Source organism: Legionella saoudiensis, assembly GCF_001465875.1.
GTDB lineage: Bacteria > Pseudomonadota > Gammaproteobacteria > Legionellales > Legionellaceae > Legionella > Legionella saoudiensis.
In genome coordinates, this window is the sequence record NZ_LN901323.1 from 400,313 (window position 1) to 421,814 (window position 21,502).

Genomic DNA, 21,502 nt, shown 5'->3' on the forward strand with positions numbered 1-21,502 from the left:
AGTTTAAAATGTACAATTCCATTTCTTTTGTGTAAAATTTGTCCTTTTTATTTTAAGGACCTATAAATGCCCCGCAATCAAGCCTCGCAGCCCCAAACGAATATTAGCTCTACCGATTTACCTCCAGAGGTCTTCGCTCGAATTATAACAAAGCTTGCTGCTTCTCAATTAGCGGATTTTAGATTGGTATGTAAACAATTTGCTATGCTTGGAAAAAACGATGCTACCTTGATGTGGTTGCATAGACACTTCCCTGCAACGACACAAGCTGTTCTTTCTGAGCAGCAACAAGGCCCTATGACATTTGCGCAAAATAAAATTAATGAAATAAATATACAGCTTACAAAGGAACACTCGGATTTGCTGCTCCCAGAGCAAATTATGCCTTTTTTGCTGGAATTGCAGCAATATGACCTTGAGCCTCTTTATCGCAATTTTGAAAAAATAAATGAGCGCGCATCTTCTTCTTTAGTGAGCCGTGTTAAGGCAATATTGCCGGAGCTTGGTAACATTTTTTTATGGATTAAAACAGGGAATATGGCCCAGCTTAACAAAGTTAAGTGGACTGATCTTAATATTCTTTGGTTATTAAATAATCTAGATCGTAATCATTTATCTGCATTTGATTGGGCACAAATTAGCGGAAACCAAGAGTTATTAGACCTATTTTATAATAAAGCTTCACGCTTAATGTACCTTAGTGGTGGTTTTGGGGCGTTTCCGAATGGTGTTTTTGATCCGAGGTATCAAACGAATATTCTACAATTAGCTATTCGATGTAATCATAGCCCGCAACAGCTGTTAAAAGCAGTTTACGCGGTTGATGTAGTGAATATGATTTCTCTTAAAAATACCAGTGGCGAAAATAGCTTACATTTTGCGGCACGAAGCATAAATTCAATGTGGTTAGAGTATTTATTAACTAATCTTTCAGATAAAGAGCGTTTACAATGTTTAGAGCAAAAAAATAGTGCTGGGTTAACTCCACTACATGTTGCCGCGCAATTAGGGAATTGGCGAGCTGTATCTTTATTAGCGGCTTATAAAGCCAACACTCGTAACCTAAATGCATTTTTATATGAGGCAATAGATCTGGAGCCGCAAGAAAGAAAAACCACGCGGTTTCATGTAGCGGCTCAGTGCTTAAGTTTGAAACATTTCAAAGAATTACTTACAAACGCCCCATATTTTAAGGTAGATACACCAGATCATAATGGCTCAACTCTCTTACATATTGCCTGCGCTAGAGGCAATTTAAGTTTAGTAGAGGAACTCATACTGCATAAAAATGCCAATTGCTTATTAGCTAATGATGCAGGATGGACTGCTTTGCATTTTGCGATTGCAGGTAATCATATAAACGTAGTTAAATACCTTTTAAAAGAAATAAAAGATTTGAGCAAAATAAAACCAACGCATGACGGTTGGTATCTTAGCCATATACTGGTGAAATATGGCGATGTGAAAATGATTAATCTCTTTAAAGCACAAATAATTGCTGAACTAAACACAAGAAATGGTATTGGAGATATACCCCTTGCGTTAGCAATAAAAGAAGGACGTTATGAACTGGTTCAGGGGTTATTATCTATATTACCTCCCACACAACATGTGCCAGCTCACTGCTTACATTTGGCGGCGACTAGCAAAGACCCCAGCTGCCTCGCTCAATTAGTGTCTCGTGTTATTAGTGTAGATACTCCTGATAGCTATGGCAATACGGCCTTACATTTAGCCGCAGGTTCTGGAAATGTTCGGGGGGTATTATGCTTGTTAAATGCTAATGCCAAAACTAACCTACTTAATGAGAAGGGCAAACTAGCCGAGTATTATGCGAAAGAAAGTGGCAACAACCTTTTGATCAATTTGTTTGCCTGCTTAAGATATGGAAAGAATATTGGGTCAGGTTTCTGGGAAAAGAAAACCGATCCTAGAAAAGTTGAGGCTGCGCGTGCTTTGGAAAATGTACTCTTGGGTAAAGCTGAATATGCTGCTATTGAACCTTATATGGACTTGTTTTCTGTAAAAGCCAGTAAAACGCTTTCACGTTTTTACAAAGCGTTTTTACCCATTATCGCTCCTTACTCAAAAGAACAAGATGAACCACAAGCTGGTGTTATTGCGAGTAGCAGCAATTCTAAAATCTAAGAGGGTCGGGTAGCTTGATTATCTAAATTAAGAACTAAAATATCCCATGATACTAAGAACTCGTAGCCTGGATAAGCGCAGCGTAATACCGCTACGTCTGCTAATGGATATTTATTTAGTAAATGAGTAATTAGGAACTCAACTATAATTAAAGTAAATACCGATAGCATTAAAATTGTTAAGTTTTATTTACTAGCTAAATCATCCAAGGATATATATTATTACAACAGATTTATAGCAAGGAATGAATGAATGAAAAAAATAATATCTATGGTTTTCTTACTGCTCTTATCTGCGTGTTTAACTGGTTGCTGGAGCGTACAAAAAGGACAGAAATCAGGAATTATTGTTAAAGTTGCTAAAGAAGGTAAGTTTTGGGGCACCTATGAAGGAGAAATGGTTTTAGGTGGACTTGAAAATGCCAGCGGCGTAAGTGGGCGTGCATTTTATTTTACTCTAGGCCAATTTAAATCGGATTTGGTAAAAAAAGCAGATTACGCCATGGAGAATAACAAACATGTTATTGTCACCTACCACTGTGATGCCTATACACTTCCTTGGAGTGGGGAAACCAAATGTTTTGTGAAAAATATCGAGTTTGTTCCTGAAAAAACCCCAAAGAAACAATAAAAAATTATAAACCTGGTTGCTTGCAACCAGGTTACTATCGATTACCAAGCGGTCACTCCACCATCGAAGCGATAAAGCTTTTCCGCGTGACTATGCGCCATATGCAACTCTACTTGCTTTAACATCGCAGCAACACTGGCATGAGCATCCATTAAGGCATTTTCTCCACCTAAATCGGTTTTTACCCAACCTGGGTGGATCAGCATGACATGAACGCCCTTATCTTTTACATCCACCGCAAAGCTACGCATAGCACAATTAACCGCGGCTTTACTAGTGCGGTAGGCGTAAGAGCGCCCACTATCATTATCGGAGATACTACCCATTTGCGAGCTAATCACTAAAATATTTTTTTCCTGACTGGCTTGAATATTAGGCAATAAAGCATCACTTAATTTAACCACACTCACACAGTTTACATTAAACACCTTAAGAAAATTGTCTCGGTCCACATTACCAACCGTCACACCTTGCTCGCCAGTAATACCCGCATTATTAACCAATAAATCAATTGGTCGGTGATTCAAGGTTTGCTGCAAAGCGGCAATGTCATCATCACTAGTAACCTCTAGGCGAACCACTTTATCTGCCAATCGATTAAGTTCTTGTGCATTAGCCGGATTACGGCAACAGCCAATAATGTAATATCCTTTCTTCTTTAATTGACGAACAAACTCCAAACCAATACCTCGATTAGCCCCGGTAATCAAAGCACTTTTCATAGGCACCTCCATGGAATTTTTATACCCTTTCTGGAAGTATAGTTTGTTTTTTGCAGTGGATTTTGGCAGCTTAGCCTGGATGCTGTGTGGTGTAATCCAGGATTGAAAGCCCGAAGGCCTCATCCTGGATTATGATTATGTTTTTAAATATAGACTTTTAGTGGAGCGATTAGTGTTTTCTACTAATTATAGACTGAGCTTCCTCTATAAATGCTTCGTGTTCCTTGCCTATGTCCCTATAAAGTCTTTCTTGCTCTTTTGTATGACTAGTACGTAATTGTTCTAATTGATTTTGCAATTGCTCTACTTCTCTTTGATTTTTTTCAAGTAGTGCTTGGCGGCTCACTTGCGAGTTAAGACGTTGTAATAAATCATCATCCTTTTTTTCAAGAGCATATTTCCGTGTTGCCTCGCGAAGTATTGGAATAATTACTGCTAAATTCTTCATTTTTTCTGCGGTTGCAATAGCTGTGGGAGTAGTAGGATTTTTTTCATGTCTTTCTTTGTAAGATGTAGTGAATTTTTTTTGTGCTTGAATTGCTAAAGAATAAGCCAGTTCATTATCTGAAAATAAGAACTCAGGGTTTTCTAAAACTAATTTAATTAAATCGATTTGCGCCGATTCTATAAGAACTTTACGAGTCGTAGTGTGCTCAGTGCCTTGTTCATAATTGAAATTAAGTGATGGTGAGGTAACAATGCATTTGAGCAGATCTTGAGGCCTTTTACTATTGAGCGAGCGTAAGAGGAACGAATTTTTATTATCAGCCTGTACTTCGTTAACAAGCGTTGGTTCTTTTTCAATTAGCTTAATAAGTTTATCATTATCTTTGGCTGCGAAAGCATCCCAGAACTCGGCGATTTTAGACATTCTTTTCTCCATAGAAATTTTAAAACGAACTATCCTATCAAAATATGCTCATAAAAAACACTAAAATCAGTACAGATTAATCATAAAAACTATATTCGATATTGATTTGTATTCGTATTTTCATCAGTCATTATATGTTGATGGCTGCGTTCTATTTTTGCGCATAGGTTTTTAATGTTAAGCAAACTATCTTCTAAGCTATTGTATTTATCAATTAAATTATCAATTGGATTAAGAATTTCTTGAAGTGATTCAGAATCAAGTTTAGAAATATCATCGCATGAAGAAACCTTAGCTAGATTCTCTTGTAATGCTTTTATGATTTCTGCATCTTCACCTTCAATTTCTGCATCTGCGAGAGCGTTTTTAAACTCCTCATTGATTTGCTTTAATTGATTTAACTGTTCATTGCTTACTGTATTTTCTGAACGCAATTCTTTGTATGTTGATTTAAAGTGTGTAAATCCATGAGAATTAAGAGTGTCTTGATGGTTATTTATGCTTGATATAGAAATGCCATCCATGCCAGGGATTGGTGGAGTTGCTGGTGCTTTCATTTTATTTGGTGCGGCACTAAGTTTCTTATCGGAATGATCTAATTTTCTTTCTAAATCGTTTATCGAATTTTTAAATATTTCATAAGACTCTAAGCCTTCCGAGCCAGGCTTAATAATATTATCAATCTTTTTAAGATTATTAATACAGGACGCCAATATAGGTTGTTGTGCTTTTAATGATTGGGTGGAAGATAAATTATTTTGATCGTTTTCAAGTTGCTTTGATAGAGATTTAATCATTTCTCTTTCTTGGGTACTTAACTTTGATTTATCCATTTTTTCAATAAGATCAATACAATCAGAAATTTGTTGTACTACTTTAGTTGCATTGTTTTTGGCTTCTATCTTCTCTTGCAACTTTACTTCATGAACTTTAAACACGCGCTCATTTTTCGCAATTATTTTTTCTTTCTCTTCAATCTTAACCTGATGCTTGTTAAAACATGAATGTATGCCTTTAACATGACGGTTATCCTTTTCCCATACCGTTAATTGCTCAGAGATATCTACATTTAGCGTTTTATGAGCTTCCAGTTTCCGTTGCGCCATATTCCAATTATATTTACCCTCAGCATCCGTGGTTGGCATTCTAGCAATCTGTTCCATACGTCTTTGATGGTTTTCATGTATTTTCTCTAAGCGAGTAAGTTGTTCTGGTGCAATGTTATCCGCATTACGAGCAATTTCCAGCATTTCATCCATTTGTTCTTCGCGAAGAGTAGAAAGTTCATCGTACAGAACGATTTGACGAGCATAATAAGTTTCGCGTAAAACCTGTAATTCTTGTTGGAGTTGGTGCAACGCTGCTAAATCATTCATGAGCTGTCGCTGTTTTGCATCCTGCTCATGAGCTCTCTGATTTACTTGCTCTTGGTTTTTTGATAACCGTTGACGCTCTTGTTCTGCATATAAAAATTGTGTTTGCTGCTGTTTGGCTTCGCGTTCTCGTTCCATTTCCAGAAGAATGCTTAATCGCTGTGATAAACGTTCATCCGTGTGATAAATACGCCTAATTTCTTCAAATTCCCGCATTACAGTAAGATATGCTACCAGGTTAAACTGCTGAAGAATAACAAGTTCATTGTTAATCTGAGCGCCTTGTTCCAGGGTATCTGAATAATTCATGGCGCCTTTACTAAGGCGAGCATTGCGAGACATGGATGAGAGTACGGCATCATTTATCTCAGGCGAGCTTCCTAATTGTTTATTGAAGTCAGTTGGTTTATCTTCTTTCATCACGAGGGTGTCCATAATATATCTAAACAGCATTTATTTAGTGATTATAGACTAAAAAATAAACACATGATTTTTTTAGAATAAGGCTTATGCGCTTAAAATTTTGGATACTGCCGGGAAGACGTAGCTGGTGGATGTAGATTAGTGGTTGAGCATGGCCTAATGTGCTGCCTAGCAGTAAGCTTTAAAAGACCTCACCCTACAATGTTTGGGATGACGTGCTTAAAAGTCTTTAAGTAAGCGCCATTAGGCCATAACTTCCATATTAAGCTTGGAGATGACGCATATTTTGAGTTACCTTAAACTATTATCCCATAAGCTCAAATTCAGCTCCTCATTACTTATTCCTAGATCAGTAGTATTGATTCCGAGATTAGTATTCATTCCTGTGTCAGCCGCTGTGCTTTGAGAGGCGAAAAAGAGTGAGTTTGATTGTTTCTCGGCATAAGCCTGGGTGAAGCGAAACTTAGGGCCGTTGTACATAAATGATAATAATTGTTTAACCAAGTTAACTGTTGGATAGTTACCGAAAATATGTTCATACATACTGTCAATATCTCGTTTTTCTTGTGGGCAGAGTTCTGCCAATAGCTTTTCGGCGTATTGCTTATTAAATTTCCCCATCATTTTAAAGATGAGAGCGGCATTGCTAAACGTATAATTATTAGCGAATAATGGTTTTTTCTGTGGTGTTTCACTTAGAAATAAATAACCTACGGTAAATAAGGATAACAGGCGGACCTCTTTATAGTTTTGTGGCTCTGAGCCTCCCACGATAGGCATCAAAAGTTTAATGGGCATAAAGACTTGATCGATATTGGCCAGGACAAAAGCTAAATTCCAGCTCGTGTATAAATCACGCCATTCTTTGGGGATATTAAACTGGGACACCTTTTTCTTAACATTATTTAGCTCTAAATCAGGTAGTAAAGTATACTTTAAGTCCTCATCAATCTTTACGCCTTCTGGGAGTACCTGTGAGTTTATCACGTAATTGGTCGTGTAACGTTGGTTCTCCATCAGCATAATTAAGCCAATACCGGCTTTGGCATTATCGATACCACCTAATTGCTGCGCATGCGTACTATCTTCCCAAGCTGCTTCAAAAATATTTACTCCCATACTGGCTACAGTACTGGTATCTTTGCTGGATAAATTGGCGATATCAACATTGGTGGCATTTAAGCTAGATAAATGATTCGCTGCGATAAAGGCATCTGCATCGGCTTGTGTTTCTACTTGTTCCCCCATAATACGGTGAAATATCACATTGAGCATACCGGGTTTAATGGAAACTAATTTTAAACGTTCAAATAGGGTTGCTTCATAGGGGGCACCGAAAAAGAAATCCACCAAAGGATTACCCGGGGCGGGGCTGCCTGCGCGTTTAATGAGATGATCATAGACCTCTTTAACAAAGCTCTGCCCATTTGCCATGGTAATAATGAGTGCATCAAAAATACACAGCAGATTGATTTGCAATTGCAAGGTGGGGGCAGCAGCTACGAGCTCAGCATCGGAAATTAGCCCATTTTCTTCAATATAAGCCAGTAAATTACATAAGGGTTCATTATTGAGTATATTCTGTTCGACGTACTCAATTAATTTGCCAAGATCAATTTCTTTAGACGTAATATGCTGAATAAATGCCTTGTAGTTAGTATTATCTGTAACCAATTCATCGAGGCCTAACGCGCTTAGAATATCAGCGATAAGTTGTGGGTTTGAGGTGTTGCTCATATGGCGTTTAACCCTAGAGAGAAAGAGAGCCGCTTTTTCTTGCGTTGTCATCGAAATTGTACCTTCCCAAATTATTAAGGTGTAAAATTTTAAACCATTTTTATTAAGGCTACCTTAACAGCTTTTTAAAATAAAACGGTTTTGCTTAAGTATAGGTCGTGAATTTTATTGTTTTTTTCAATACAATAAGTCCAAAGCAGTGGAATGCCCTAACTTTATGGAGAAATGCTCATGCAGGTAAAAGCAGCAGTAGCGTATGCGGCAGGAAAACCATTGGCAGTTGAAATGGTGGAATTAGAAGGACCTAGGCTAGGTGAGGTCTTAGTAGAAATAAAAGCAACGGGCGTTTGTCATACTGATGCGTTTACGCTTTCAGGCGATGATCCGGAAGGAATCTTTCCAGCCATTTTAGGCCATGAGGGCGCCGGTGTTGTCGTAGAAGTTGGGCCGGGTGTTACCTCACTCAAGCCAGGTGACCATGTAATACCTTTATATACCCCTGAATGTCGTCAGTGCGAATACTGTCTCTCACAAAAAACAAATCTTTGCCAAGCGATTCGTTCTACCCAGGGAAAGGGGCTGATGCCCGATGGTAGTAGCCGTTTTCGTTTAAATGGTAAACCTATATTTCATTATATGGGAACTTCTACCTTTGCTAACTATACCGTGCTCCCGGAAATCGCGCTGGCCAAAATTCGCCCAGATGCACCTTTTGAGAAAGTGTGCTACATCGGTTGTGGTGTAACTACCGGTATTGGTGCTGTAATTTATACTGCAAAGGTTACCCCCGGAGCGAAAGTGGTGGTATTTGGCCTGGGCGGCATTGGGCTTAATGTGATTCAAGGGGCGCGTATGGTTGGTGCAGAGCAGATTATTGGTGTCGACATTAATCCTGCACGCCAAGCCCTAGCGCAAAAAATGGGAATGACCGATTTTGTAAATCCTAAAGAGGTAGGGGAAGACTTGGTAGCGCATTTGGTGGAGTTGACCAAAGGGGGCGCTGATTACAGTTTTGAATGTGTTGGTAATGTGACGTTGATGCGCCAAGCTTTAGAGTGCTGCCATAAGGGGTGGGGTGTATCGACGATTATTGGTGTTGCCGGAGCGGGGCAGGAGATTTCTACGCGGCCTTTTCAATTAGTAACAGGAAGAGTATGGAAAGGCTCAGCCTTTGGTGGTGCCCGCGGGCGTACTGACGTGCCTAAGATTGTGGATTGGTATATGGATGGCAAAATCAATATTGATGATTTAATTACCCATGTGATGCCTATTGAACAAATTAATGAAGCTTTTGATTTAATGCATAAGGGTGAATCAATTCGGTCGGTGGTAACCTTTTAAAAATGTGTTCTATATATTAGGAGAGCTAAACAATGGAGCTTATTGAAGAACATTATTGCTTTGGTGGCGTACAGCGTGTTTACGCTCACCAATCGGTGGCAACTCAATGCAGCATGCGTTTCGGCCTTTTTTTACCGCCACAAGCTCAACAGCAGAATGTTCCGGTTCTTTATTGGCTTTCAGGATTAACCTGTAACGAGCAAAATTTTATTACTAAAGCAGGGGCCCAACGAGTAGCTGCAGAATTAGGATTAGCGTTGGTGGTGCCTGATACGAGCCCACGTGGAGTTGCGATACCTGGAGACAACGACAGTTATGATTTTGGTGTTGGTGCAGGCTTTTACGTCGATGCTACCCAAATGCCCTGGGCAAAACATTATCGCATGGCCACCTACATTCAAGAAGAATTACCCGCGCTTTTAACCGCACAAGCCCCTTTGGATGCACAAGCCTGCGGTATTTTCGGACATTCGATGGGAGGGCATGGCGCCTTAACTTTAGCATTAAAAAATCCGCAACAATATCGCTCTGTTTCTGCTTTTGCTCCGATTTGCGCACCAAGCCAGTGTTCTTGGGGGCAGAAGGCGTTAACGGGGTATGTGGGGGCTGATAGAGCGCGGTGGAGTGAATATGATGCCTGTGAGTTAATTCGCTCTCGCGGATGGCCGCATCAAGATATTTTAGTGGATCAGGGAAGTGCAGATAATTTTTTGCGCGAACAGCTAAAGCCGGAATTATTGCAAGCGGCATGTGCACAAGCGGGAGTGGCGCTTAATCTGCGTTTACAACAGGGTTATGATCATAGTTATTATTTTATTGCCAGTTTTATTGAAGATCATTTACGTTTTCATGCGAGTCGCCTACATAAACAGTAGCTTGGTTGCACGCAACCAAGCTTCGTCTAGGTTAAAATTTTTGATAAAGTCCTACTAATTCGGCAGTGCCAAGTACATGGCCGGTTATCGTTTGTAGAACTATATCGCGCGTAGCGCCTTCCCCCAACTCGAGTTCTTTATCAATGGCATACAATTTAAAAACATAACGGTGGGCTCCTAATTGCGGGCAGGGGCCTCGGTACCCTTTTCCGCCCCAACTATTTTGTCCATTTACCGCACCCTCTGGCGTTGGGGCGGCAGCGCCTAGCTCAGTTACATTTGGTGGAATATTAAACATGAGCCAATGGGTCCATGTGCCACTAGGAGCATCAGGATCTTCTACGACAAGTACAAATGATTGGGTTTTCGCAGGCGCATTGTGCCACGTTAAGGGGGGAGACTGATCGACTCCGCCACAAGTGAATTCTGTTGGAATCATCGAATTTGGTTTAAATGCAGAGCTTTCCAGGGTGAACTTATTATCTGCAAAACTTTTGTAGTTAAACATCCAAATTAACAAGAACAAAATTAGAGAATATTTTTTCATTTATGACTACTCCATTTAACTGCATGAATTTAAGCAAAAAATATGAAAAAAACAGCTCATATATCTCGATTCAACTCCTACATTGTAGCACTGAAATTATATTTCGCTGGAATTCCTGAGAAAAATGATCAAAAACCCACTGGCGATAGCCTATAATAAGGGCATGTAGTACAAAAGGCGCGCGATGAATTGAACTCTCAGCTACCTACATTACTGGCAAGACAAGGAATCTATACGCGAGAAGGTTCGGTTTATGCTTATGAATTATTGTATCGTAACCCCGGGCTTGCTAATGTGAATCTAGGTAACGGTGAATTGGGGGATAAAGCCACCTCCTTGGTTATTACTCAATTATTTGCCAGTATGGACATTGATACCATTATTGGTGACAAATTAGCCTATATTAATTTTACCCATAGCCATCTCATCCAGAAAGTACCTACTTTATTGCCCAAAGAGCGCATCGTTATTGAGGTATTAGAATCGGTAATCGTTGATAAGCCCTTAATTGACAGTTTAAGCTCGCTGCGTGAGCAGGGCTATTGCATCGCTCTGGATGATTTTATTCCCAGTGAAAAGAACTCCATTCTCATTGATTTGGCAAATATTATTAAAATTGATGTACTTAATTTAAATAAACGACAAATTGCTGCGCAATTACGGCGATTAAAACATTTTAAAGGCAAGCTATTAGCAGAAAAAATTGAAAGCCATAACCAATATAAAGATTGTATTGAGTTAGGTTTTGATTATTTTCAAGGCTTTTTTCTTAATAAACCACGTCCACTAAAGGGACAACAGATAACTGAAAACAAGGCGCATTTGATTAGGGTATTAGCAGAACTTAATAATGAGGATATTCCTTTAGAACGAGTTGAAGAGTTTATTTTACACATTCCTAAATTAAGTTATCGCCTGTTACGTTTGGCGAATTCTGCCGCAGCCTATAATGGCCGGAAAATTGATTCATTAATCGATGCGCTTAAACGTTTAGGGTTAAATCAGGTTCGCAATTGGCTGCGGCTATTTCTATTGGCAAATCAGAATGATTTAATGTCCGATCTAGTCGAGCGAACTTTAATTCGCGCTAAAATGTGTGAATGTTTAGCGAAATTATCTTCGGAGTATGTTGATCCCCACCAGGCATTTACTATGGGCATCTTTTCTTCTTTGGATGCGTTTCTTAACGAACCAATGACATCCATTTTAAGCAAAATTCAATTAAGTGAGGTCCTAAATGATGCTCTGCTCCATCAGCGTGGGCAACTGGGAAAAATCCTAAAGGATACGATTAATTATGAAGAGGGTAATTTTAACAAATTAGAAAACTCAGCATACGGGACTAAAAATTTAATCAATGCATACTTAGAGAGTATTGAATATGCGCGCGCCATTATGCGTCTTACCAATCAGTGACGCATCACGCTCTGTATTAAATGCAGGCACAGTGATATGCTATAAGCAATCATTTCAACCCTAGTTTAAGTTAGCTTCATGGAAACTGAAAAGAAACTCGCTGCAATTTATGTGGTAAAACCAGAATTTCGTACAGAACTTTGCCATGAACTGGGCGAAATCTCTCAGGTAGTTGCAGATTTAGTTTTTTCTCCCCATAAGAAAGTTGACGTTTGTTTTGCTCAGGATATTTGGTTGGAGCCCCAAATTGTTAACTTTCAATCAATCTCTGAAGCGGTAAAAATTCTTCGTCAAGCAGGAAAATATTGGTATCTGCATCCTATTGAAAATGTCAGACGCTCCCGTTTAATTGAAGAACAGTTACGCCAGTACTCACCATTAATGCAACATTTTCCACTGCGTGAAGATATCCCTCCCTTGGGGGCTTTTAGCCTTTTAGACAAAAATACCTTAGTTTTTAGTGCCAAACGCTTAAAAAAATGGCCGCAGGGCAATTGTTATTTTATTGAAGATAAAATTAATCCACCCAATCGCGCCTATCTAAAATTATGGGAAGCATTAACCTTACTCGATGATTATCCAAAACCTGGAGACACTGCTTTGGATTTGGGCGCATCGCCAGGAGGGTGGACTTACGTAATGCATTCTTTGGGAGCTCAGGTAACTGCAGTGGATAAGGCACCTTTAGCGGCGCAAATTGCAAGCTTACCGGGTATAACCTGTATGCAGCAAAGTGCATTTGCCATTGAGCCTGCAAATCTTAATGAATGTTTTGACTGGGTGCTCTCGGATATTGCTTGCTACCCAGATCGGGCGTACGCTCTCATTACGAAATGGATTGCTTCGAAAAAAGCAAAACAAATGATTTTCACCATTAAATTACAGGGCCAAATTGATTTATCCGTCATTAAACAATTTCAAGCAATTCCCAACTCCTATACTACGAATATGTTTTATAACAAACATGAGGTTACCTTTTTTTATCCCTTTTCTCGTGATCTTTCTGTATGAAGATGTAATTAAGGTGATAGACTAGAATAGGAATAAATAATTCGGCTGTTTTCTGAGTCCATAGCGAATAGATGTCTTTTATACCTATCCTTTTGATTGTACATAATTTACGTCAAGAGGCTGGCCGAAGAAACATCACCTAGTCCTTTGTCTTCTTTATAAGATTAGGTTTTATTTTGAACAAAATGAGACTATAATGCCTACCTGTCTATAAAGTGGCAAGGAAAGGGTAATTATGATCGCTTTGGCTAAAATTGAGAAAATACAAGTACTATTACAACAATATACTCGAGAAAATAGCGACCCAGACTCGCCTTCACTCATTCAAGAACTGCAAAAGTGGTTAGATTCTACGCAAAATCATGTCGATCATACGATAATTGAAGCACAATTGGCCTCCATCCTCATACATAACTACTTAAAACCTAGTGATAGCCAGGCAGCCCTGGCATTTAAAATAGCATTACCCTCTATTTTTCAAAAACACGAATTAAAGAAAATCTTAAAAAGTGTTGCGCTTTCTCAAACGGAGAAAGACCTTTTTAGCGAATTATACTTACAAAATGTAGTCGATATGACGCCTACCCCTCGTATCACGGGAGCTGTAAATTTCTTTGCTTCAGATAACCATCGTGACGCGCAAGGAGTAATTCTGAGAACTACTCCTTCTCGAGATTTAATTAAGATAATCTCAACCGACAAAGCTTTCTATACCCATATTTTAGAAATTTTGTTCGAACGGCAAGATAAAGATGCCTTACGCTTTCAAGCCCAGACATTAAAGAGCTGGTTTCAGCAGTTGGGCAACGAAGAAAATATTTTAGCTCATCATTCATCAGCCGAAAGGGAGCAATGGATAAATAGAATAAAAAATTGTTTAAGTTGGCCTGAAACAAGCTTGATCTCCAAAGTACATTGCATTCGGGCTCTTCAATGCTTTGGGGATGTATCCGCAGAAATAAAGAATGATTTTTTGGATACTATGAAAAAAATCAAGACCTTACCCCTAGTTCAATTAGATGAAGATGATGCTGTAAGATTTAACTTGCGTTTAAAAGATGTATATGAGCGACGAAAAGATGTGTGGGAGGAGGCGCTTACTTTTGCTCCTGATTCTCCCGAACTAGTCTTAGAGCAAATTGAGGCGAATAACGAATTTGAAACGATGGGACAAAAATATATTGACTTAATGTTCGTGGCTGCAAAGTTGAATGAACAACAATTAAATAGAGCCCTTGTTTTATGTTTAACCCATGCTGCAATCGAGAGGCATACTCCGAATCCTGCAAGTGATGCATTTTTCACCTTGGTAAGGACGCATAAGAGGCATTTTCCAGAAGCTCTACGGCAACGTTTCCTTAATACGATTAAGGATACTCATTTAAGCACAGAAAATGAGCGGGTCACTGATCGCCATTCTTTTAATGCATTGATTTTACTTACTTCTAACAATTCAATCTTGTTAAATACGCTTACTGAGATAATATTTTCACGAATGAGACATCCAGATCCGAAGGTGCGAGCCAGCGTTTATTGCCTTGATGAGCTTGCTTTATTCGTATCAGGCCTATCGGAAATACCAGAAGAGTTAATTACTAATCTAATACAGGCAATGGCCGAACAAACGCCTGCTGATAGCGTGAAAAGCGCTTTAAAATCGGCCGTCGGAAAGTTATCCGTTATGCAATTAGCAAAATATATACAGAGGTATTTCCCTGCTCTATCCAGTGATAATAAAGATGAAAAAATCAAGGCGATTAATATCATTGCGGAGTTAGCTGCGCCCCTATCTCCCTGCCCGGATGACATTATTTTAAAATTGATTACGCTAAGCAACAATTTAGATAGTGAGGTGTCTTTCGCAGCCCTTACTGCATTAAAGTCTTTAAAACCACACCTCTTACTACTTAAAAAGGGCCTGATTAACGAGATGCTAGAGTCTGGTTATGATGATTATCGATTTACTGCGCTTATTGAATTGGCTCCTTTAATATCTACCACCGACTTTACGGACGACCTAATTCCCAATTTAATGAACGCAGAGGTATATCATGAAGGCGATGATAAATTAAAGGTAAAAGCATTATCTTTATTGATTCCCAAATTTAGTGAGTCGCAGCTAGACGCTTATGTGGCGCTTTGTTTGCAAGAGCCGCAAAATATGAAATGGCTAAGCATCATTCCTGCTCATATGTTCAACGGCCAATTAGATGCATTTATAAAAACACATCAAGAGCTTCTTAAAAATGCTGATGTGGAGGTCAGTGAGCAGGCTTTTGGGGACTTGTTAATGATTTTTTCTACAGTTCCGCTCCGCTCGCCAGGAAGAGTTCTGATTGATTGTATAAAGATGTTAAAGGATGAAGATTTTATTTATGAGGTAGAAGAAGTAATCCCACAAGTGATGCATTTAGTTGCAGATGAATATGTGAACGAGGTTTATGAATTATTCATCGAGATAATAACTAGCAATGTAGGTTCCAGTGACTTGATGAATGCCGCCTTAAACGGGCTGGCCAAGTTAGTTCCCAGACTAAGTCAAGAGCAAATTACGATGATGAAGATGCATCTAATTGAGAAATTGGATGAGCGCAATCCTAATGTATTTGCTGTTCTAACTAGAATAGCCTGTTTTCATGATGAAGAATTAAGCTCATTGATAATCGTATTGGCCGAGAGAGTAGATGTGTCGACTACCAAATATCTGCGCAACATTGCTCATTTAATAACCAAAGATTGCCTTGATGAGGTTTTAACGTCTCAGTTTAGAGATGCTGAGGATACTAATTACAAAGTATGCCGGGAAGCCTGTTTAACTCTATTTGCGATAGCTCCTTATGCTACAGACGATGGAGTCCAACAGATAATTTCTTGTTTCATTCAAATTTTAGCGGATGAAGAGCATGCATTACTTCACATTTCAGGTGACCACCCTGGTTATGACATTGCGATAAATGGCCTTATTAGGTTCGCGGATGCGATAAAGCAAACAGAACTGGAGAAGATTCACAATTTGCCGGAAACAAATTTCAGTATAATTGTCCTGAAGTATATCTTAAAGGCATATACTGAGTTCCCGGAAAATTTGTGCGCCCAACGTACAGAAGGAGCATCGGTAAGCATATCAGCATGATTTGATCACCCATATAAAACTGTACTTTGGCACAGCGCGCATCAAGGTGGTGTAATACCTTTGGGTGGTTGGGATTTTTAAACCGGCACTCAATTATAGGTGAGAAATAATTTACCAATAAAATTGATTAAAACCGCCATGATCATTGATCATTTAACTTGGTTGTTTTATAATCCGCGCGGTGAAACTTAGGTGAATATGTGAACAAACAGCTGAGTAAGCGCGGAATTGTGCGATTATGGTTGGTGCAGTTAGGCATTACATTGGTCTTAGCGGCTATATGTGCGCTGGCTTATGGCACTAACGCTGCGACATCGGCATTGCTTGGCGGTATGGTCTGTGTTATCCCTAATGCGTATTTCGCAAGAAAGTTATTTAAGTATCAAGGCGCGCGATCAGCAAAAAAGATTGTGAATAGTTTTTATAAGGGCGAGGCGATAAAAATAATTTTATCGATCATGCTTTTCACTGCCGTGTTTGTGTGGGTTAAAATTACCCCACTGGCTTTTTTTGCATCGTACATCCTGATCCTGATGACGCACTGGTTTGCTCCATTGATTATTGTTAATAAACAGAATAGGCCTGAAAGTGACTGAAATGGTATCTAGCACAAACTACATCAAACACCATCTAACGTACCTAACATATAACGTTAGTGAGATGAAAATGGGACCAGGCGGTGGTTTCTGGACATTAAACCTTGATACATTATTCTTCTCGATTACTATGGGGATTATTGTATGCGGCCTCATGTATTTTGGCGCACGCAAGGTAACCACTGGCGTTCCTGGAAAATTGCAAAATTTTGCCGAGGTAATGCTGCAATTTGCTGACAATCAGGTTAAAGATTGCTTCCATGGCAAAAATAAATTAATCGGCCCCTTGGCGCTGACCATATTTTTGTGGGTTTTCCTGATGAATTTTATGGACATCTTCCCTGTTGACGTACTGCCTTTAATGGCACAAGCAGGTGGAGTGCATTACCTGAAAGTAGTGCCCACGAATGACTTAAACTTGACCTTTGCCTTGTCAATTACCGTATTCATTCTGATCATTTTTTACAGTATTAAAATTAAAGGGACTAAAACGTTTATTAAAGAATTAACGTTACAGCCTTTTAATCACCCAGGATTTATACCTTTTAACCTGTTGCTGGAATTAGTAGGTTTAATTGCTAAGCCTATTTCTTTAGCACTGCGGTTATTTGGAAATTTATACGCCGGCGAATTAATCTTTATCTTAATTGCCTTGCTAACCTTAAATGCTTCAATGTCATCACCTGTCGGTACTGCGACTCTAGGCTTTGCCCAATTCTTATTGGCGCTTGGCTGGTCAATATTCCATATCCTGGTAATTACTTTGCAGGCATTTATTTTCATGGTGTTAACTATTGTTTACCTTAGTTTGGCACACGAAGAACATTAATCGATTTTTATTTTCATCATCCATTTTAAAGGGGATTAAATATGCAAGCTGCTAGTCTAATAGCACAAGTTCAAAGTATGACCGTTGTTGCGGTTGCCTTGTTGATTGGTTTAGGTGCGTTAGGTACCGCTATAGGATTTGGTCTGCTAGGCGGCAAATTCTTAGAGGGTTCTGCTCGTCAACCAGAAATGGTTCCAATGTTACAAGTAAAAATGTTCATCGTTGCAGGTCTTCTTGACGCGGTAACAATGATTGGAGTGGGTATCGCATTGTTCTTCACGTTCGCAAACCCTTTCCTAAACAACCTAGGTTCTTGATAACAAATGATTAGGGCGCTTAAGCGCCCTGATTGTTGCAGGAGATAATTACGGTGGATATTAACTTAACATTAATAGTACAAATGCTGGTATTCGCAGCTTTTGTTTTATTTACCATGAAACTGGTTTGGCCTCCATTAGCGAAAGCATTGGAAGAAAGACAAGATAAAATTGCTGATGGTCTATCTGCCGCTGAGCGTGGTCGTAAAGAACTTGAATTAGCTCAACATCGTGTTAAAGACGAATTAAAGCAAGCTAAAGTTCAATCAGCTGACATCATTGAAAAAGCAAACAAGCGCGCTGCTCAAATCATTGAAGAAGCAAAAGAAGCTGCAAAGCACGAAGCGCAAATGCAATTTAAGCAGGCGCAAGAGCAATTAATGCAGCAAGTAAACCATGCTAAAGAAGAACTGCGCAAGCAGGTTGCTACCTTAGCTGTTACTGGCGCTGAGAAGATTTTAATGCGTGAAGTAGACGCGAAAGCGAATGCTGCACTGTTAGATAACTTGATAGAAGAGATTTAAAATGTCTGATAGCACCACTATTGCCAGACCTTATGCCAAAGCTATTTTTGAATCAGCGTTAGCAGAGAATCAATTAGCCGGGTGGTCAGCACATTTGACAACGCTTGCCCAGGCTGTAATGCATCCTGAAGCAGCCCAGTTTATTGAAAATCCTGCGTCAACAGTTGCTCAACAAATCGAGTTGCTGCAAGGCATCGTCAATGCTGGGTCGAAGAAGAGCGAATCAATAAATAATTTGATTGCTTTGCTGGCTACAAATAAACGTTTAATGCTGTTGCCTGAGATTTGTGCTCATTACGAAGCTCTTCGTGCAGAGCAAGAAAAAACTCTGGATGTGGATGTAAGCAGTTTCTCAGACTTATCTGCGGCACAAAAAGAGCGATTAGTAGAATCTTTAAGTAAGCGCTTACAGCGTAAAGTCACATTAAAAATCAGTATTGATCCTACCCTGCTTGGCGGAGCTGTTATTCGAGCAGGCGATTTAGTTATCGATGGTTCAGTTCGGGGCAAGCTGAGAAAGCTTCATACCAACTTAGCCGCTTAAATTAGAGGATAATTTTCATGTCAGAACAAGTAGCATTAAATCCTTCTGAAATCAGTGAATTAATCAGAAAGAAAATAGAACAGTTCAATGTAGTATCTGAAGCAAACGATGAAGGTACCGTTGTAAGCTTTAAAGACAACGTTGCTACAATCCATGGTCTTAAAGACGTAATGGCTGGGGAAATGATTGAATTTCCAGGCGGAGTTTATGGTCTTGCATTAAACCTAGAGCGCGATGCAGTGGGTGCGGTAATCCTTGGTGATGCTTCATCTTTAGCTGAAGGCCAAAAAGTTAAATGTACTGGCCGTATTCTTGAAGTACCAGTTGGTAACGCACTTTTAGGTCGCGTAGTTGATGCATTAGGTAACCCAATTGATGGTAAAGGCCCAATTGAAGCAACTGCTATGGCGCCAATTGAGAAAGTAGCTCCTGGAGTTATTGCTCGTAAATCAGTAGACCAACCAGTACAAACCGGATTAATCGCGATTGATGCTATGGTTCCAGTTGGTCGTGGACAGCGTGAGCTGATCATTGGTGACCGTCAAACTGGTAAAACAGCAATTGCTATTGACGCCATTATTAACCAAAAAGGCACTGGCGTTAAGTGCGTATACGTAGCTGTAGGCCAGAAAGCTTCTTCAGTTGCTGCCATTGTACGTAAGTTAGAAGAGCACGGTGCATTAGAGCATACTATTGTTGTCGTTGCTGGCGCTTCCGATACTGCAGCATTACAGTTTATTGCTCCTTACGCAGGATGCACCATGGGTGAATACTTCATGGAGCGTGGCGAAGATGCATTAATCGTTTATGATGATTTAACCAAGCAAGCTTGGGCATACCGTCAAATTTCCTTGTTATTACGTAGACCGCCAGGTCGTGAAGCGTACCCAGGGGATATTTTCTACTTACACTCACGTCTCTTAGAAAGAGCTGCGCGTATTAATGCGGATGAAGTAGAAAAATTAACTAAAGGCGAAGTAAAAGGTAAGACTGGTTCATTAACTGCATTACCAATTATTGAAACGCAAGCGGGTGACGTATCTGCATTCGTACCTACAAACGTAATTTCGATCACTGATGGTCAGATCTTCCTGGATGTTGACTTATTCAACTCTGGTGTTCGACCTGCAATTAACTCAGGTTTATCAGTATCGCGTGTGGGTGGTGCGGCACAAACTAAGATTATGAAAAAGCTTGGTGGTGGTACTCGTTTAGCATTAGCTCAGTTCCGTGAGTTAGAAGCCTTCTCTCAGTTTGCTTCTGATCTTGACGATGCAACCCGTAAGCAATTAGAGCGCGGTCAACGTATTACTGAACTTATGAAGCAAAAACAATACGCTCCTTATTCTGTATCAGATATGGGTGTTGCCTTGTTTGTTGTTGAAAAAGGTTATTTAGATGATGTTCCATTAAATGAAATTTCATCATTCTTAGGTTCTTTACATGACTACATGCGTACTACTCATGCTGCATTGATGCAATCAATCAATGAAGCAGGTGCTTATGATAATGATATTGAAGCACAATTGAAGAAAGCTGTTGAAGACTTTAAACGTACAGCTAGTTGGTAGTCAATTTAAGGCGAGATAAGATATGGCTGGAGCAAAAGAAATCCGTTCTAAAATTTCGAGTATCAATAAGACTCGAAAGATTACTCGTGCAATGGAAATGGTGGCTGCAAGTAAAATGCGCAAAACACAAGACAGAATGCGCGCATCCAAGCCTTATGCCAATAAAATTTATAATGTGGTCAAACACATTGCTCGCGCGCACTCTGAATACAAGCATCCATTCATGGGGCAGCGCGAGATTAATCGCATAGGTCTTATTGTAGTGACTACCGATCGCGGTTTATGCGGTGGCTTGAATGCAAATTTATTGCGTGAAACCGTCCGTACGATTCGTGATTGGAAATCCAATGGTAAAGAAGTTGATATTGCGGTTATTGGCCGCAAAGGACAAGCGTTCTTTAAGCGTGTTGGTAGCAATGTACTTGGATCAAAAGATCATTTAGGCGATACACCAAGCATTAATGATTTGATTGGTATTGTAAAAGTCATGTTAGATGCTTTTTACACTGGTAAGATTGATGCATTACATATCGTATACAACGAATTTGTTAACACCATGACGCAAAAGCCATTGGTGAAGCAATTACTACCATTGCCAAAATCCGAAGATGACAGCAAGACTATGGGGCATCACTGGGACTACATTTATGAACCTGATGCGAAAGAATTGTTGGATAATCTTTTAGAACGTTATATCGAATTGCAAGTGTATCAGGCAGTTGTAGAGAACATCGCCTGTGAACAAGCGGCAAAAATGATTGCAATGAAAAGCGCAACCGACAACGCTGGTGATTTGATTAAAGAATTTCAATTGGCTTATAACAAAGCTCGACAAGCTGCAATTACTCAAGAATTGGCAGAAATTGTCGGTGGCGCAGCCGCTTTATAAGAGGG

At 39.5% G+C, this 21,502-nt stretch carries 19 protein-coding genes; 14 read left to right on the forward strand and 5 right to left on the reverse strand.

Going from position 1 to position 21,502, the window contains the following annotated elements:
* Positions 1 to 66 precede the first annotated feature (66 nt).
* Entirely contained in the window at positions 67 to 2,148 is a 2,082-nt protein-coding gene (locus BN3124_RS08005) for an ankyrin repeat domain-containing protein (RefSeq protein WP_058534275.1), read from the forward strand.
* Positions 2,149 to 2,400: 252 nt separating this feature from the next.
* A complete protein-coding gene (locus tag BN3124_RS08010; RefSeq protein WP_058534276.1) occupies positions 2,401 to 2,778 on the forward strand; it encodes a hypothetical protein in 378 nt (125 codons plus the stop codon).
* Between the two features lie 41 nt (positions 2,779 to 2,819).
* Here BN3124_RS08010 and BN3124_RS08015 read toward each other — a convergent pair whose 3' ends face one another.
* From BN3124_RS08015 to BN3124_RS08030, 4 genes are all read right to left on the reverse strand, one after another.
* Positions 2,820 to 3,500 carry an SDR family oxidoreductase gene (locus BN3124_RS08015; protein ID WP_058534277.1) on the reverse strand — a complete coding sequence of 227 codons (681 nt, stop codon included), beginning with the start codon at positions 3,498 to 3,500 and terminating at the stop codon, positions 2,820 to 2,822.
* A gap of 169 nt (positions 3,501 to 3,669) precedes the next feature.
* The gene (locus BN3124_RS08020; RefSeq protein ID WP_058534278.1) at positions 3,670 to 4,371 is read right to left on the reverse strand and encodes a hypothetical protein; all 702 of its coding nucleotides are present in this window, start codon (positions 4,369 to 4,371) and stop codon (positions 3,670 to 3,672) included.
* 89 nt (positions 4,372 to 4,460) lie between these two features.
* Complete coding sequence (locus tag BN3124_RS08025) at positions 4,461 to 6,167, reverse strand: hypothetical protein (RefSeq protein ID WP_149865229.1); 1,707 nt, start codon at positions 6,165 to 6,167, stop codon at positions 4,461 to 4,463.
* Between the two features lie 291 nt (positions 6,168 to 6,458).
* Complete coding sequence (locus BN3124_RS08030) at positions 6,459 to 7,955, reverse strand: hypothetical protein (protein ID WP_058534280.1); 1,497 nt, start codon at positions 7,953 to 7,955, stop codon at positions 6,459 to 6,461.
* A gap of 180 nt (positions 7,956 to 8,135) precedes the next feature.
* On the opposite strand from BN3124_RS08030, the gene BN3124_RS08035 reads away from it, so the two are divergent.
* Both BN3124_RS08035 and fghA read left to right on the forward strand, forming a co-directional pair.
* On the forward strand, positions 8,136 to 9,245 hold the full coding sequence (locus BN3124_RS08035; protein ID WP_058534281.1) for an S-(hydroxymethyl)glutathione dehydrogenase/class III alcohol dehydrogenase: 1,110 nt from the start codon (positions 8,136 to 8,138) through the stop codon (positions 9,243 to 9,245).
* A gap of 32 nt (positions 9,246 to 9,277) precedes the next feature.
* A complete protein-coding gene (fghA, locus tag BN3124_RS08040; protein WP_058534282.1) occupies positions 9,278 to 10,120 on the forward strand; it encodes an S-formylglutathione hydrolase in 843 nt (280 codons plus the stop codon).
* 31 nt (positions 10,121 to 10,151) lie between these two features.
* Here fghA and BN3124_RS08045 read toward each other — a convergent pair whose 3' ends face one another.
* Positions 10,152 to 10,667, reverse strand: coding sequence for a YbhB/YbcL family Raf kinase inhibitor-like protein (locus BN3124_RS08045; protein WP_058534283.1), 516 nt, complete (start codon positions 10,665 to 10,667; stop codon positions 10,152 to 10,154).
* A gap of 189 nt (positions 10,668 to 10,856) precedes the next feature.
* On the opposite strand from BN3124_RS08045, the gene BN3124_RS08050 reads away from it, so the two are divergent.
* The 10 genes from BN3124_RS08050 to atpG all read left to right on the forward strand — a co-directional run bounded on the left by BN3124_RS08050 (position 10,857) and on the right by atpG (position 21,497).
* Positions 10,857 to 12,083, forward strand: a complete 1,227-nt coding sequence (locus BN3124_RS08050) for an EAL and HDOD domain-containing protein (protein ID WP_058534284.1) — start codon at positions 10,857 to 10,859, stop codon at positions 12,081 to 12,083.
* 78 nt (positions 12,084 to 12,161) lie between these two features.
* Positions 12,162 to 13,094 carry an SAM-dependent methyltransferase gene (locus BN3124_RS08055; protein ID WP_058534285.1) on the forward strand — a complete coding sequence of 311 codons (933 nt, stop codon included), beginning with the start codon at positions 12,162 to 12,164 and terminating at the stop codon, positions 13,092 to 13,094.
* A gap of 235 nt (positions 13,095 to 13,329) precedes the next feature.
* Entirely contained in the window at positions 13,330 to 16,227 is a 2,898-nt protein-coding gene (locus BN3124_RS08060) for a hypothetical protein (RefSeq protein WP_058534286.1), read from the forward strand.
* Between the two features lie 200 nt (positions 16,228 to 16,427).
* Entirely contained in the window at positions 16,428 to 16,823 is a 396-nt protein-coding gene (locus BN3124_RS08065) for a F0F1 ATP synthase subunit I (RefSeq protein WP_058534287.1), read from the forward strand.
* A gap of 1 nt (position 16,824) precedes the next feature.
* The gene (gene atpB, locus BN3124_RS08070; protein WP_058534288.1) at positions 16,825 to 17,652 is read left to right on the forward strand and encodes a F0F1 ATP synthase subunit A; all 828 of its coding nucleotides are present in this window, start codon (positions 16,825 to 16,827) and stop codon (positions 17,650 to 17,652) included.
* Positions 17,653 to 17,693: 41 nt separating this feature from the next.
* Complete coding sequence (atpE, locus tag BN3124_RS08075) at positions 17,694 to 17,969, forward strand: F0F1 ATP synthase subunit C (protein WP_058534289.1); 276 nt, start codon at positions 17,694 to 17,696, stop codon at positions 17,967 to 17,969.
* A gap of 53 nt (positions 17,970 to 18,022) precedes the next feature.
* Positions 18,023 to 18,493 (forward strand): F0F1 ATP synthase subunit B, encoded by a 471-nt coding sequence (locus BN3124_RS08080; protein WP_058534290.1) that lies wholly within the window; start codon positions 18,023 to 18,025, stop codon positions 18,491 to 18,493.
* A gap of 1 nt (position 18,494) precedes the next feature.
* Positions 18,495 to 19,037 carry a F0F1 ATP synthase subunit delta gene (locus BN3124_RS08085; protein WP_058534291.1) on the forward strand — a complete coding sequence of 181 codons (543 nt, stop codon included), beginning with the start codon at positions 18,495 to 18,497 and terminating at the stop codon, positions 19,035 to 19,037.
* A gap of 17 nt (positions 19,038 to 19,054) precedes the next feature.
* Positions 19,055 to 20,608: a F0F1 ATP synthase subunit alpha gene (gene atpA, locus BN3124_RS08090; protein ID WP_058534292.1), complete on the forward strand. Its 1,554-nt coding sequence runs from the start codon at positions 19,055 to 19,057 to the stop codon at positions 20,606 to 20,608.
* 22 nt (positions 20,609 to 20,630) lie between these two features.
* Positions 20,631 to 21,497 carry a F0F1 ATP synthase subunit gamma gene (gene atpG / locus BN3124_RS08095; RefSeq protein ID WP_058534293.1) on the forward strand — a complete coding sequence of 289 codons (867 nt, stop codon included), beginning with the start codon at positions 20,631 to 20,633 and terminating at the stop codon, positions 21,495 to 21,497.
* Positions 21,498 to 21,502: the final 5 nt, after the last annotated feature.

Coding starts and splice junctions, on each gene's coding strand:
- BN3124_RS08005 (WP_058534275.1), top strand. CDS start 67: ATGCCCCGCAATCAAGCCTCGCAGCCCCAAACGAATATTAGCTCTACC.
- BN3124_RS08010 (WP_058534276.1), top strand. CDS start 2,401: ATGAAAAAAATAATATCTATGGTTTTCTTACTGCTCTTATCTGCGTGT.
- BN3124_RS08015 (WP_058534277.1), bottom strand. CDS start 3,500: ATGAAAAGTGCTTTGATTACCGGGGCTAATCGAGGTATTGGTTTGGAG.
- BN3124_RS08020 (WP_058534278.1), bottom strand. CDS start 4,371: ATGTCTAAAATCGCCGAGTTCTGGGATGCTTTCGCAGCCAAAGATAAT.
- BN3124_RS08030 (WP_058534280.1), bottom strand. CDS start 7,955: ATGACAACGCAAGAAAAAGCGGCTCTCTTTCTCTCTAGGGTTAAACGC.
- BN3124_RS08035 (WP_058534281.1), top strand. CDS start 8,136: ATGCAGGTAAAAGCAGCAGTAGCGTATGCGGCAGGAAAACCATTGGCA.
- fghA (WP_058534282.1), top strand. CDS start 9,278: ATGGAGCTTATTGAAGAACATTATTGCTTTGGTGGCGTACAGCGTGTT.
- BN3124_RS08045 (WP_058534283.1), bottom strand. CDS start 10,667: ATGAAAAAATATTCTCTAATTTTGTTCTTGTTAATTTGGATGTTTAAC.
- BN3124_RS08055 (WP_058534285.1), top strand. CDS start 12,162: ATGGAAACTGAAAAGAAACTCGCTGCAATTTATGTGGTAAAACCAGAA.
- BN3124_RS08060 (WP_058534286.1), top strand. CDS start 13,330: ATGATCGCTTTGGCTAAAATTGAGAAAATACAAGTACTATTACAACAA.
- atpB (WP_058534288.1), top strand. CDS start 16,825: ATGGTATCTAGCACAAACTACATCAAACACCATCTAACGTACCTAACA.
- atpE (WP_058534289.1), top strand. CDS start 17,694: ATGCAAGCTGCTAGTCTAATAGCACAAGTTCAAAGTATGACCGTTGTT.
- BN3124_RS08085 (WP_058534291.1), top strand. CDS start 18,495: ATGTCTGATAGCACCACTATTGCCAGACCTTATGCCAAAGCTATTTTT.
- atpA (WP_058534292.1), top strand. CDS start 19,055: ATGTCAGAACAAGTAGCATTAAATCCTTCTGAAATCAGTGAATTAATC.
- atpG (WP_058534293.1), top strand. CDS start 20,631: ATGGCTGGAGCAAAAGAAATCCGTTCTAAAATTTCGAGTATCAATAAG.